The 15,436-nt window shown below is 36.9% G+C and carries 8 protein-coding genes; 2 read left to right on the forward strand and 6 right to left on the reverse strand.

All coding sequences use genetic code 11. From position 1 onward, the window contains the following. The coding region (locus tag LBU54_RS09480; protein WP_224528715.1) for a beta strand repeat-containing protein at positions 1-3,029 on the reverse strand (3,029 nt) is incomplete at its 3' end. A 472-nt stretch (positions 3,030-3,501) separates the two neighbouring features. Here LBU54_RS09480 and LBU54_RS09485 point away from each other — a divergent pair. Then, positions 3,502-5,091: a peptide chain release factor 3 gene (locus tag LBU54_RS09485; RefSeq protein ID WP_224528717.1), complete on the forward strand. Its 1,590-nt coding sequence runs from the start codon at positions 3,502-3,504 to the stop codon at positions 5,089-5,091. 141 nt (positions 5,092-5,232) lie between these two features. Beyond that, positions 5,233-5,463 carry a (4Fe-4S)-binding protein gene (locus tag LBU54_RS09490; RefSeq protein ID WP_224528719.1) on the forward strand — a complete coding sequence of 77 codons (231 nt, stop codon included), beginning with the start codon at positions 5,233-5,235 and terminating at the stop codon, positions 5,461-5,463. Positions 5,464-5,716: 253 nt separating this feature from the next. Here LBU54_RS09490 and LBU54_RS09495 read toward each other — a convergent pair whose 3' ends face one another. The 5 genes from LBU54_RS09495 to rplJ form a co-directional block, all read right to left on the reverse strand. Beyond that, positions 5,717-6,034 (reverse strand): DUF3467 domain-containing protein, encoded by a 318-nt coding sequence (locus LBU54_RS09495; RefSeq protein WP_224528720.1) that lies wholly within the window; start codon positions 6,032-6,034, stop codon positions 5,717-5,719. 140 nt (positions 6,035-6,174) lie between these two features. After that, positions 6,175-10,476 carry a DNA-directed RNA polymerase subunit beta' gene (rpoC, locus tag LBU54_RS09500; RefSeq protein WP_224528721.1) on the reverse strand — a complete coding sequence of 1,434 codons (4,302 nt, stop codon included), beginning with the start codon at positions 10,474-10,476 and terminating at the stop codon, positions 6,175-6,177. 63 nt (positions 10,477-10,539) lie between these two features. Continuing rightward, a complete protein-coding gene (rpoB, locus tag LBU54_RS09505) occupies positions 10,540-14,352 on the reverse strand; it encodes a DNA-directed RNA polymerase subunit beta (RefSeq protein ID WP_224528722.1) in 3,813 nt (1,270 codons plus the stop codon). A gap of 122 nt (positions 14,353-14,474) precedes the next feature. Next, positions 14,475-14,855 (reverse strand): 50S ribosomal protein L7/L12, encoded by a 381-nt coding sequence (rplL, locus tag LBU54_RS09510; RefSeq protein WP_224528724.1) that lies wholly within the window; start codon positions 14,853-14,855, stop codon positions 14,475-14,477. Positions 14,856-14,903: 48 nt separating this feature from the next. Beyond that, positions 14,904-15,425, reverse strand: coding sequence for a 50S ribosomal protein L10 (gene rplJ / locus LBU54_RS09515; RefSeq protein ID WP_224528727.1), 522 nt, complete (start codon positions 15,423-15,425; stop codon positions 14,904-14,906). Positions 15,426-15,436 lie beyond the last annotated feature (11 nt).

Consider the following 15,436-nt stretch of genomic DNA (forward strand, 5'->3'; position numbering starts at 1 on the left):
ACAATAAATTGATTAGTAGCTAACGGATTGACAAACTGATAATTAGCAAATTCTGGTCTCAAAATTCCTGTGAAAGGATTAGGTTGCCCAGTAACTGTGATTGAATTTAAGGTCGCAGGTAATGTATTATCTCCTGGATTATCAATATCAAAGATTACCTCTGCACCTGTTAATGCTGCTGTTGGATTACCTGGTGCAATTACATCTGGACAGGCGTCATCACTACACTCAAATGGAGCTGTGGTTACTGTTGCGTTTGTAAATGTACATGCAACATCATCTGAGAATGTTGCTGTTAAGGATATATCAATACCATTAGCTGGTAAAGTTACTCCAACAAAAGTATGCGGAGAGGTTAAGCCAACAGCCGAAACCGAAGCAGTTCCATCTCCGGTCAAATCCAATGTACCCGTAGTTGGTGCATCCGTAAAAGTTACCGTAACATCTGCCGTAAAAGTGTCATCTGTAATATCTGAAGGTGTCCCATTATCATTACATGCAGATTCGTTTGATGATGTAATATCTGTTATTGCACAACTTGCACAAGCCGATGTATCTCCAGCATCTGTTAAACCAGCTGTTGTAGCTTGTGGACTGCCAGTATTTGATGGTACTCCAAAGGCATCAACAGAACCTTCGTCATCATCTGCCAAATTATTACTAGATGTTAAATCACCACCTGTAAAGGTTCCCGCTCCTTCGATAGCATCAAAGCAACCGTCACCATCACTATCAACGTCTAAATGATTTGGTATTCCATCATCATCCGAATCGAACACATCAGGTATACCGTTAAGATCTGAATCGGTGTAGTTTGTGGTTGAACCGTCTCCAGCTCCACCGTTATCAATTGTGTCAGCAAAATTAGGAATCCCATCACCATCCTCATCTCCAATTGGATCGTTTCCTCCTTCAGCCTCTGCAGTATCTAATATGCCATCATTGTCATCGTCTAAATCTTCTGTATCTAGGACACCATCTCCATCTGTATCAACAACATCTCTGAAATCAACATCATTTATACCATCTGTATTTTGTAAAATTCCAGTGTCATTTATAATACCATTTGGATCTTCCAAGCCTGATGTTACGTCTATTGCATCATCTAAACCATCAAAATCTGCATCATTACCTGTTAGTGTTATTACAGCCTCTATTGTATCTGATTGACCATCATTATCGGAATCTGGATCTAGGTAATCTGGAATTGTATCACTTGTTGTTAGTATTCCGTCTGTATTAACTGGAGTTATTCCAATACTGCCTGCAGGTCCGCCTGCTGGCGTACTATCATAAGTATCAGCAAGACCATCGCCATCTGTATCATCTGGTATGCCATCACTATTGGAATCTAATGGTGCCGCATAGGCTCCGGTAGACTGCGCTTCATTATTATCTGGAATACCATCACCATCCGAATCCAAATCATAACCATTTGGTATGCCGTCACCATCAGTATCTGTAAAATTGGTTAATGGATTGTTATCTCCATCGATATTTTCATCTTCCTCTGTGTCTAAAATACCATCATTATCATCATCAATATCAGCAGTATCTATTATACCGTCACCATCCCAATCCAAAGGATTTACTCCAATCTCACATCCAAAACCATCATTTTGACCTGAAGGATCGGCTATTAATACCTTTGTAAAAGCTGTTCCTGTCGTTGCCGTGGTAACATCTAATATTTGATAAATATCACCATTTCCATTATTAAATGCATAGAAATTGTCTTGTTCATCTTGCCATACAGCTCCAAAAGTAGCATTTGATATAGGATCTGTATTTGTAGTTGCATTAGCAAGCGTTAAATCAAATGTTTGTGAGACCCCCGTGTTAACATCTACTTTTGTTAATATAGGTGTCGTTAATGGGCCATTCATTGTCATACCATAAACATGATTACCAACCCGAGCATAATCCGCAGCACCTGAAAAAGTCCCTGAGACGGTAACATTTGTGGCAGGACGCGTTGCAGGATAAGACGCAATAGCTGTGACATCAAAGGTTACTATATAACTTGTTGGACCCACATTATTAATGTATCCTACAGTATTACCAATTGAAAAAAGTCTAAATGTAAAGGGTGCTGATGCTCCTGTAACTGTAATTTCTCCAACAAAAGCATAATTATTTGCTGGATCATAAACTCTAACCACATTAGCCGCATTACTTGAATAAACATATTGTGTAGCAGCGCTGTATGCACTATTTGTTGCTGAAGTATTAGGTACTCCAGGAAGTGTTCCTATATTTACATAAGCTTGAAGAAATGGGTTTAGTCTAAAAACTTCTGTCACTCCTAAAGTCGAATTCCCTCTTGTTTGGTAGAGTGAATTAATAACACCACACTGCAATGCCGCCGCTGCGCAGACCGAAGAGATTCCATCAGTAACAGTAAAATTTGTCCCTAACGAATATACAACTCCTACTTCTATTACTAATCCATTGCCATCGACCGTTGAAGGATCACCAATTCCAAACTGACCTCCGTCATTACCATCTGCTCCATTAAACCCGTAAGCTTCATTTGCGTCACTACAGCTGTCATTATCACTATCTAAGTTCTGAAAATCAAAGCTCCCATCAGAACCTGTGTCTATTGGTGTCAATAATTCAGCAGTATCATCTGCCCCATTTGTATTGACATCAAAGAAGCCAGTATCATTGCTATCAATGCGTCCGTCAGCGTTGGTATCTTGCAATCCAAAACCAGCTTCTTGGACATCATAAATTCCATCATTATCTGAATCTAAATCCAAATAATCCGGAATACCATCACTGTCAGTGTCCGTTGGATTAGTTGATGGGTCATTATCCAAGTCGCTATTAGCATCTTCAACTGAGTCCAAGATACCGTCATTGTCATCATCAATATCCGAGCCGTTCAGGACCAAATCAAAATCACAATCACCTGTTGGTGAAACGTCAGCACATTGTGCAAATGATAATTGAGAATAACTGAATAGTAGAAGGACTACTAATAAAATTTTCTTTTCTAATGAGAATCGAGTAGAATTCTTCATAATCTTATGAGGTTGATATATTATTTATAACACGTATATCGACGAAACAAATCATCGATTATCTGCAAATATAATCGTTAAAATGCAAAATACAAGCGTTTTCGTAAGAAAGTTTGTATTAAAGACTTTAACATGTCTATATCACTATGGACACGGTCTTAAAATATAAGTCACTCATTAACTGTAAGTTGCCAATACAGGCCTTAGAAGATATGTTGTAAATCAACTTTAGAAAGGTGTAGGCTATTAGTAGTTATTTGGGACATATATTTATGCATGTTTAACAAATTAAACTTACATTACATTTTTCGGAAAAATACATTGAAAGAATTATTCCTTTAAAAATTTTTCGATTAGTATCCTAAAAAAGAGTTAAAACGTATAAAACGGTTTTTTTTACTCTAAAATTCTGCAAACCAAATTATAGTAATATTCCCGTTTCTTTTAAATTTGCATTCCTTATAATATATCCATGAGTTTTAAAGCTGAAATTGAAAGGCGTCGTACCTTTGGTATTATATCACACCCAGATGCAGGAAAGACTACATTAACCGAAAAGCTTCTTTTATTTGGTGGTGCAATACAAGAAGCTGGTGCCGTTAAAAGCAATAAAATTAAAAAAGGTGCTACTAGCGACTTTATGGAGATTGAACGCCAACGTGGTATCTCTGTTGCCACTTCTGTTTTGGCCTTTGAGTATAATGGCATTAAGATTAATATTTTAGATACACCTGGTCATAAAGATTTTGCTGAAGATACCTTTAGAACACTAACTGCTGTTGATAGTGTGATTGTTGTCATAGACGTTGCAAAGGGTGTTGAGGAACAAACTGAAAAGCTTGTTGAAGTTTGTAGAATGCGCAACATACCAATGATAGTTTTTATTAATAAACTTGATCGAGAAGGAAAAGATGCTTTTGATTTGCTAGACGAAGTAGAGCAAAAACTAGGTTTAAAAGTTACACCTCTGAGCTTCCCTATTGGTATGGGCTACGACTTTAAGGGTATTTATAATCTATGGGAAAAGAATATCAACCTTTTTAAAAGTGACAGCAAAAAACATGTAAAGGACACGATAGAAATTAATGATTTAACCTCTTCGGAACTTGACAACTACGTAGGTGAATCATCAGCAAATACATTGCGCGATGAAATTGAATTGGTATCTGGTATTTATCCAAAGTTTGATAAAGATGCCTATTTGAAAGGCGATCTTCAGCCTGTATTTTTTGGTTCTGCACTTAATAATTTTGGCGTTAGGGAATTATTGGATTGCTTCGTTGAGATTGCCCCTAAACCAAGGGCGAAACAAAGTGAAGAACGTTTGGTAAAACCAGATGAGGATAAGTTTACTGGCTTTGTATTTAAAATCCATGCTAATATGGATCCCAATCATAGAAACAGGCTTGCCTTTGTTAAAATTGTTTCAGGTGAATTTAAACGAAATACACCATATCTGCATGTTAGGCACAACAAGAAATTAAAATTTTCTAGTCCTAATGCCTTCTTTGCCGAGAAGAAAGAAATAGTGGATATCTCTTACCCAGGAGATATTGTAGGACTGCAGGACACTGGAAATTTCAAAATTGGGGATACCTTGACCGAAGGCGAAGTGATTAACTACAAAGGTATACCAAGTTTTTCTCCAGAACATTTCAGGTACATAAATAATGCGGATCCTTTAAAGGCTAAGCAATTATACAAAGGTATAGACCAGTTAATGGATGAAGGTGTAGCACAGCTTTTTACATTAGATTATAATAGCAGAAAGGTCATTGGTACCGTAGGTGCTTTGCAATATGAGGTTATTCAGTACCGCTTAGAACATGAGTATGGAGCCAAGTGTACTTATGAAAATTTAAATGTTCACAAAGCATGTTGGGTACAGACAGAAAACGAGAAGAGCGAAGAATTTAAAGAATTCTTGAGAGTTAAGCAACGCTATTTAGCCAAAGACAAACAAGGTCAATTGGTCTTTTTGGCAGATTCCCTTTTCTCTCTCCAGATGACACAACAAAAATATCCAAGCATTACTTTTCACATGACTTCTGAATTTGATTAATTGCATCATGCATTTCATCGAATGTTGCCTTCAATTTATGTAATAGAACGATGATATTTGCATTTTATCGTCTTTTTATCTATTATTACTATCTATATGTTTTAATTAAGACAAGATTAACCCCAAATTGATCTACTTATTATGGAAACAAATCACAATGTTTTCAGTAATGGTAAAATTACTGTAACCTACGAACCGAGTTGTTGTATCAACGCCGAATTATGTGCCAACCAGCTTTCTGAAGTCTTTAGACATTCCGTTATTCCATGGATTAATTTAGAAGGTGCAAAGACCAAAAAAATTATAAAACAAGTAAAACGCTGCCCATCTGGAGCACTTCAATATTATTTAAATAGTAAGGAGGTAGCCTAACCTTATTGATGACGAACTGCAAAAAAGAAAACCCATTAATTTTATTATTGGGTTTTCTTTTCGTATCACTTAACAGTTATCTGAATTAAATCAACTTAAATTGTCACAAAACTACATTAGATCGGAGATTGCTCAGGAGAAAAATTTGAAGCAACCGCTTACCATTATAATTTAAGCCTGACCTGTCGGTCCGAAATTCAGAGGAATCGGTGGTTGCTCCATGAAAAAATTTCTCGCAACAACAATTCAAAATTTAAGCCTGACCTGTCGGTCCGAAATTCAGAGGAATCGGTGGTTGCTCGTAATCTTTGATTTCACCATGAGCTTTTTCAAACCGAGCAACATTATCACTTAAAGCTTTAACCAATCGTTTTGCATGTTGCGGTGTTAATATAATTCTAGATTTCACCTTACTTTTTGGTGCACCTGGCATGATGTTTACAAAGTCTACTACAAATTCTGAGACCGAATGATTAATGATTGCTAAGTTGGAATATATACCTTCTGCAATCTTCTCATCAAGCTCAATATTAATTTGTCCTTTTTTTGGATTCTTTTTTTCGTCTGGCATGTTTATTTACTTTAATTTAAAAAAGCCTTCAATCTAAATTAGTTTGAAGGCTTTTATTATTTGAGAGCCTGAACCCAGTTCAGGATAAATTCGACTAGCAAGTTTACTTTCGCCTTCGGCTAGATAAACTTGAGTCTCATTTAGTTAAAATTCATCTCTTCTTTAGCTTTCATCATTTCTTCGAACTCTTCCTTAGATCCTACGATGATATTGTCATAAGATCTAACTCCTGTACCCGCTGGTATTCTGTGACCAACAATTACATTTTCTTTAAGTCCTTCTAATGTATCAATCTTACCATTTACTGCAGCTTCGTTTAATACCTTAGTCGTTTCTTGGAACGATGCCGCTGAAATAAACGACTTGGTCTGCAATGATGCTCTTGTAATACCCTGTAAAATTGGCGTAGCTGTCGCAGGTTGTGCGTCTCTAGCCGTAACAAGATTTTTATCTTCTCTTCTAAGTACAGAATTTTCATCTCGTAATTGTCTTACAGTTACAATTTGACCTGATTTAAAATTCTCTGAATCGCCCCTGTCTTCAATAACTTTCATTCCGAAGATCTTGTCGTTCTCTTCAATGAAATCTGATTTATGAACTAATTGATTCTCCAAGAAAATTGTATCACCAGAATCCATAATTCTTACCTTGCGCATCATTTGCCTAACAACCACTTCAAAGTGTTTGTCATTAATCTTAACTCCTTGTAAACGGTATACCTCTTGCACCTCATTTACCAAATACTGCTGCACTGCAGAAGGTCCTTTAATATTTAATATATCGTTTGGAGTAATTGATCCGTCTGATAATGGCATACCGGCTTTTACATAATCATTTTCTTGAACTAAGATTTGGTTAGATAACTTAACTAAGTATTTCTTAATCTCACCTAATTTTGATTCTATAATGATTTCACGGTTACCACGCTTAATCTTACCAAAAGAAACTACACCATCAATCTCACTCACAACAGCTGGGTTGGATGGGTTACGTGCTTCAAATAACTCTGTTACACGAGGTAAACCACCTGTAATATCTCCAGCTTTTGCTGATTTACGAGGTATCTTAACTAAAATCTTACCGATTTCAATCTTATCACCATCATCTATCATGATGTGTGCCCCAACTGGCAGATTATAAGAACGAATCGTTTCTCCCTTAGAATCTTCAATTAATAATGTTGGGATTAATTTCTTGTTTCTGGATTCTGAGATTACCTTTTCTTGGAAACCAGTTTGCTCATCAATCTCAACCTGATATGTTACCCCTTGTTCAATGTTTTCATATTTTACTTTTCCAGCAAACTCAGAAATAATAACTCCATTGTAAGGATCCCATTTACAAATAACATCTCCTTTTTTCACTTTAGCACCTGGCTTAACAAAAATGTGTGAACCGTAAGGTATGTTGTTTGTGCTTAAAACAATGCCAGTTTTAGCGTCTACTAACTTTAATTCTGAAGTTCTAGAAATTACTACATCGACATTATTTCCTTCGTTATCCTTTGTCTTAACTGTTTTAAGATCATCTATTTCAGCAACACCATCAAACTTGACTGTTAACTTATTTTCTTCTGAAATATTACCTGCAATACCACCTACGTGGAACGTACGCAGTGTAAGCTGGGTTCCTGGCTCACCGATCGATTGTGCTGCCACAACACCAACGGCTTCACCACGTTGTACCATTTTGCCAGTAGCTAAGTTGCGTCCGTAACATTTAACACAGATGCCTTTCTTAGCTTCACAGGTTAACGGTGAACGCACTTCAATAGATTCTATAGCAGAATTTTCAATGCGCTTAGCAATTGTGTCATCGATATGCCCACCTGCTTCTACCAGTAATTCTTCGGTATGTGGATCATAAACATCATTAAGCGATGTTCTACCTACGATCCGATCTTCTAGTTTCTCAACTACTTCTTCATTTTTCTTAAGTGCTGAAACTTCAATCCCTCTTAATGTACCACAGTCCTCTTCATATACAATTACATCTTGGGATACATCTACCAATCGACGTGTTAAATAACCTGCATCAGCTGTTTTAAGGGCTGTATCAGCAAGTCCTTTACGCGCACCGTGAGTAGAGATAAAGTATTCTAAAATTGAAAGACCTTCCTTAAAGTTTGAAAGGATAGGGTTTTCAATAATTTCGCCACCACCTGCATTAGATTTCTTAGGCTTAGCCATCAATCCACGCATACCAGTTAACTGACGGATTTGTTCCTTAGATCCACGAGCTCCAGAATCTAACATCATATAAACTGAGTTAAATCCTTGTTGATCTTCACGGATGCGTTTCATAGAAAGCTCAGTTAATTCGGCATTCGTTGAAGTCCATATATCAATAACCTGATTATAACGTTCGTTATTGGTAATAAGACCCATGTTATAGTTACCCATAATACCATCAACTTGCTTGTTGGCCGCATCAATCATTGCGTGCTTTTCTTCTGGTATGATGATATCTCCTAAACTGAACGACAATCCACCTTGGAAGGCAAATTGATATCCTAAAGTTTTGATTTCATCCAAGAACTCTGCCGTTTCAGGAACAGATGTAACTTTAAGGATCTTACCAATGATATCTCTCAAAGACTTCTTAGTTAATACCTCGTTTATATATCCAGCAACTTCAGGAACCTTTTCATTGAAAAGTACACGCCCTACTGTTGTTTCAATAATTTGAGTTGTTAGCTCGCCTTCCTCATTGAAATCTTTAGTTCTTACTTTGATTCCAGCATTAAGATCTACTTTTTTCTCATTATAAGCAATAGTTACTTCTTCTGGAGAATAGAATGTCAACCCCTCGCCTTTAACTCTATAATCCTTATCAGATTTACGTAGCTTGGTCATGTAATATAGACCAAGAACCATATCTTGTGAAGGTACTGTTACAGGTGATCCATTTGCTGGATTGAGTATATTGTGAGAGGCTAGCATTAACAATTGTGCCTCTAAAATTGCCTCCGGTCCTAATGGTAAATGTACCGCCATCTGGTCACCATCGAAATCCGCGTTAAATGCGGTACACACTAATGGATGTAACTGAATTGCTTTACCTTCAATAAGTTTTGGCTGGAACGCTTGGATACCTAATCTGTGTAATGTAGGAGCACGGTTCAGTAATACTGGATGTCCTTTAAGAACATTTTCTAGGATATCCCATACTACAGGCTCTTTTCTATCTATAATTTTCTTAGCAGATTTTACAGTTTTTACAATACCTCTTTCAATTAATTTTCTGATGATAAAAGGCTTATAAAGCTCTGCTGCCATATTTTTAGGCAATCCACATTCGAATAATTTTAATTCTGGTCCAACAACAATAACAGAACGAGCAGAATAATCTACACGCTTACCAAGTAAATTCTGACGGAAACGTCCTTGCTTACCTTTAAGAGAATCTGACAACGACTTTAATGGTCTGTTGGAATCTGTTTTAACAGCTGAAGACTTGCGAGTGTTGTCAAATAATGAATCTACCGATTCTTGTAGCATACGCTTCTCATTACGCAAGATTACTTCTGGTGCTTTGATTTCGACCAATCTTTTAAGACGGTTGTTACGGATAATTACACGACGGTAGAGATCATTTAAATCTGATGTCGCAAAACGACCTCCATCTAGTGGTACTAAAGGTCTCAATTCTGGCGGAATTACCGGAATTGCCTTCATAATCATCCACTCTGGCTTATTCTCTCTATTTAAGTTAGACTCTCTAAAAGCTTCAACAACTTGAAGACGTTTCAATGCCTCTGTTTTACGTTGTTTAGAAGTTTCATTATTTGCCTTGTGTCTTAAATCGTATGATAACTCGTCTAAATCAATTCTCGCCAATAAATCAATGAGACACTCGGCACCCATTTTAGCAATGAATTTATTTGGATCTGTATCTTCTAGATATTGGTTCTCCTGTGGCAGTGTCTCTAAAATATTCAAATACTCTTCTTCTGTGAGGAAATCCATCTTTTGAACAGGCTCACCTTCAGCATTTACTGCATTACCAGGTTGAATTACAACATAACGCTCATAATAGATAATCATGTCTAATTTCTTAGATGGTAATCCAAGTAGATAACCAATTTTATTTGGTAACGAACGGAAATACCAGATATGTGCTACAGGGACAACCAAATTAATGTGCCCTACTCTATCTCTACGTACTTTCTTTTCGGTTACCTCTACACCACATCGGTCACAAACAATACCTTTGTAGCGAATTCTTTTATATTTACCACAGGCACATTCGTAATCCTTTACGGGACCAAAAATACGCTCGCAGAACAAACCATCACGTTCAGGTTTGTGTGTTCGATAATTAATAGTTTCCGGCTTTAAAACTTCACCTCGAGATGCCGCTAGAACAGACTCAGGTGATGCTAAACCGATAGAAATTTTGTTAAACTTCTGTAATGTATTCTTATCTTGTTTTCTTGCCATGTTGTTTATGGTATTCAGCGCATAACTTCAGTCATTTATTGACCAAAGTTATACACCTAAGTTTTACTCTTCTAATCTAATATCTAATCCTAGTCCCTTCAATTCGTGCATAAGTACATTGAAAGATTCTGGTAATCCTGGCTCTGGCATTGGCTCACCCTTAACGATTGCCTCGTAAGTTTTAGCTCTACCTATTACATCATCTGATTTAACAGTTAAGATTTCACGCAATGTACTTGATGCACCGTAGGCTTCAAGTGCCCAAACTTCCATCTCACCAAAACGTTGACCTCCAAATTGCGCCTTACCACCAAGCGGTTGTTGCGTAATTAACGAGTACGGGCCTATTGAACGTGCATGCATCTTATCATCAATCATGTGACCTAACTTAATCATATAAATCACACCGACTGTTGCAGCCTGGTCAAATCGCTCTCCGGTTCCACCATCATATAAATAGGTATGGCCAAATCTCGGTATACCAGCTTCATCAGTATATTCATTAATTTGATCTAGAGTAGCACCATCAAAAATTGGTGTCGCGTACTTACGATCTAATTTTTGACCTGCCCAGCCTAGTACAGTTTCATAAATCTGACCAATATTCATACGTGATGGTACACCTAGTGGATTCAATACGATATCTACAGGTGTTCCGTCCTCTAGGAATGGCATGTCTTCTTGACGTACAATACGAGCAACTATACCTTTGTTACCATGACGTCCTGCCATTTTATCACCAACTTTTAGCTTACGTTTTTTAGCAATATAAACCTTTGCAAGTTTAATGATCCCTGAAGGTAACTCGTCTCCTACAGAGATTGTAAATTTCTCGCGTCTGAGTGAACCTTGTAAATCATTTTCCTTAATCTTATAGTTGTGAATTAAGTCTGCAACTAAAGTATTTGTATGGTCGTCTGTAGTCCACTTTCCTGATGTTAAATGCGTGTAGTCATCCACAGCGTTCAACATTTTTAAAGTATACTTCTTACCTTTTGGTATAATTTCTTCTCCAAGATCATTATAAATACCTTGAGCGGTTTTACCATTTACAATTGCAAATAATTTTTCAACTAAAATATTTTTAAGATCGTCAAAACGCTTATCGTAAGCATCTTCGAGCTTTTCGATATCTTCTTTATCTTGTGCTCTTTTACGCTTATCTTTTACAGCTCTTGCAAACAACTTCTTATCTATTACAACGCCATTTAATGATGGTGAAGCTTTTAAAGAAGCATCTTTTACATCACCTGCTTTGTCCCCGAAAATTGCACGCAAAAGTTTTTCTTCTGGTGTTGGATCAGATTCACCTTTTGGTGTAATCTTACCAATCAAGATATCGCCTGGTTTAATTTCAGCACCAATACGAATCATACCATTCTCATCAAGGTCTTTAGTAGCCTCTTCTGAAACATTTGGAATATCATTAGTCAACTCCTCATTACCTAATTTGGTATCTCTTACTTCTAACGAATATTCATCTATATGAATTGACGTGAAAATATCGTCACGAACAACTTTTTCAGAAATTACAATAGCATCCTCAAAGTTATATCCTTTCCAAGGCATAAAGGCCACTTTCATATTTCTACCAAGTGCAAGTTCACCATTCTGCGTTGCATAACCCTCACAAAGCACCTGACCTTTTGTAACCTTATCACCTTTTTGAACAATAGGCTTTAAGTTTATTGAAGTCCCTTGGTTGGTTTTTCTGAATTTCACCAATGGATATTCTTTGACATCACTATCAAAGCTTACCATTGCTTCCTCTTCAGTGCGCTTGTATTTAATCACAATTTTATCAGCATCAACATACTCAACGACACCCTCGCCCTCGGCATTAATTAAAACTCTGGAATCTGATGCAACCTGACGTTCTAAACCAGTACCCACAATTGGTGATTCTGGACGTAATAAAGGTACAGCTTGACGCATCATATTAGAACCCATTAAGGCACGGTTTGCATCATCATGCTCTAAGAAAGGTATTAACGATGCCGAAATCGATGCGATCTGATTTGGCGCAACGTCTGTGTAACTTACAGTTGAAGGCTCCACAACAGGGAAATCTCCTTCTTGACGCGCAATTACCTTATCATGAGTAATTTTACCTTTGCCATCTACCTCAACTGTTGCTTGGGCGATTAATTTTTCTTCTTCCTCTTCTGCACTTAAATATGTTGGCGCATTCTTGATATCTACGACACCATCTTCAACTTTTCTATATGGAGTTTCAATGAATCCCATTGAATTCACCTTAGCGTAAACTGAAAGTGAAGATATTAAACCAATGTTTGGTCCTTCTGGTGTTTCAATTGGACACAAGCGACCATAGTGTGTGTAATGAACGTCACGAACCTCAAAACCTGCTCTTTCTCTAGAAAGACCCCCAGGTCCTAAGGCCGATAATCTTCGTTTGTGGGTAATCTCTGCCAATGGATTTGTTTGATCCATGAACTGAGATAATTGGTTTGTACCAAAGAACGAGTTAATTACAGACGATAATGTTTTAGCATTTATCAAATCAATTGGCGTAAATACTTCGTTGTCTCGTACATTCATACGCTCACGAATAGTACGTGCCATACGTGCTAAGCCAACTCCAAACTGAGACGATAACTGTTCACCAACCGTACGTACACGACGATTTGATAAGTGGTCAATATCGTCAATCTCTGCTTTAGAGTTAATTAACTCAATTAAATATTTTATGATGGTAATGATATCTTCTTTAGTAAGCACTTGCTTATCCATACCGATATCAAGACCTAATTTTTTGTTCATTCTGTAACGTCCAACTTCTCCTAGAGAATAACGCTGATCAGAAAAGAACAACTTATCAATTATACCACGTGCAGTTTCCTCATCTGGCGGTTCTGCATTACGTAACTGACGGTAAATGTGCTCAACAGCCTCTTTCTCTGAGTTTGTTGGATCTTTCTGTAATGTGTTATGAATAATGGCATAATCTCCCTGTTGGGCACTTTCCTTGTGTAAAAGAATTGTTTTTACACCTGCTTCAAGGATTTCTTCAATATTTTCTTTGTCTACAATGGTGTCACGATCTAATACAATTTCGTTACGCTCAATAGATACAACTTCCCCAGTATCTTCATCTACGAAATCTTCATGCCATGTATTAAGAACACGTGCCGCCAACTTGCGACCAATAACTTTTTTCAATCCTGTTTTAGAAACTTTAACCTCCTCTGCAAGGTCGAATATCTCTAAAATATCCTTATCACGCTCAAAACCAATTGCACGGAATAAAGTAGTAACAGGTAATTTTTTCTTTCTATCAATATAAGCGTACATTACACTATTGATATCCGTTGCGAATTCTATCCAAGAACCTTTAAAAGGAATTACTCTTGCAGAATACAACTTCGTACCATTAGCGTGGAATGATTGGCTAAAGAACACACCAGGTGATCTATGTAACTGCGATACAACTACACGCTCAGCGCCGTTTATGCAAAATGTACCACTAGGTGTCATGTAAGGGATAGTACCTAAATAAACATCTTGAACTATAGTTTCGAAATCCTCGTGCTCTGGATCTGTACAATACAGTTTCAATCTTGCTTTTAAAGGTACACTGTAAGTTAATCCCCTTTCGATACATTCTTCAATCGTGTATCTTGGAGGATCTATAAAGTAATCTAAAAATTCTAAGACGAATTGATTACGTGTATCTGTAATTGGGAAGTTCTCCATGAAGGTGTTATACAAACCTTCATTCTCTCTTGCTTCTGACTTTGTTTCTAATTGGAAAAAATCCTGAAAGGATTTTATTTGAATATCCAAAAAGTCTGGGTAATCTGTTCTATTTACAATAGAAGAGAAATTAATTCTTTCAGCCTTTTTTGCTAACATTGATGAACGAGATTTTTTATTAAAAAAAATTAAAATTGTGCATATCCTTTATATACACAAAAGGGTTTAGGTCTTAGAGGGTAACTCCAGACCTAAACCATATGTTGTAGGTTAAGCTGAGCTTACTTAAGCTCAACCTCAGCTCCTGCTTCTTCTAAAGAAGATTTTAAGCCCTCTGCTTCGTCTTTAGAAACACCTTCTTTTATTGTACTTGGTGCTTCATCTACTAAGCCTTTAGCATCTTTTAATCCTAAACCAGTTAACTCCTTAACTAATTTTACAACAGCCAACTTAGATGCTCCAGCTGCTTTTAATATAACATCAAATTCAGTTTGCTCTTCAGCAGCTTCACCGCCACCTGCAGCACCACCTCCAGCAGCAACTGCAACTGCAGCTGCAGCAGGCTCAATGCCATACTCATCTTTTAATATTGTAGCTAATTCGTTAACCTCTTTTACGGTTAAATTAACCAATTGTTCTGCGAAATCTTTTAAATCTGCCATTTTTCTATTGTTTAATGTGTGTGTTATAATAATTTTTGTGTGTTTATTTTATCCTTCTTTCTCAGATAACGTTTTTACGATACCAGCTAGGGTTCCTCCACCTGATTTAAGTGCTGAGATAACATTCTTAGCTGGCGATTGTAATATTGTAATAATTTCTCCAAGAAGCTCTTCACGAGACTTAATTTCTACAAGTGTATCTAATAAGTCATCACCAATATAAATAGCTTCTTCAATAAAAGCACCTTTTAATAAAGGCTTATCTGATTTTTTTCGGAATTGTTTAATAACCTTTGCAGGTGCGTTCCCTGCTTCAGAATACATAACAGAAGTGTTCCCTTTCAAAGTAGATGGTAATTCACCAAAGTCCTTATCAGAAGCTTCCATTGCCTTCTCTAAAAGCGTATTCTTCACAACAGCCAGTTTTACGTTTGATTTAAAACAAGCTCTTCTTAAGTTTGAAGTCGTTGCTGCATCTAACCCAGAAATATCAGTAAGATAGATATTAGTGTTTTCAGCTAATTGAGCAGTTAACTCTTCAATTACTTGCGATTTTTCTTCTCTTGTCATAATATTCTAAG

The sequence above is a fragment of the Winogradskyella alexanderae genome (genome assembly GCF_020166335.1).
Taxonomy (GTDB): Bacteria; Bacteroidota; Bacteroidia; order Flavobacteriales; family Flavobacteriaceae; genus Winogradskyella; species Winogradskyella alexanderae.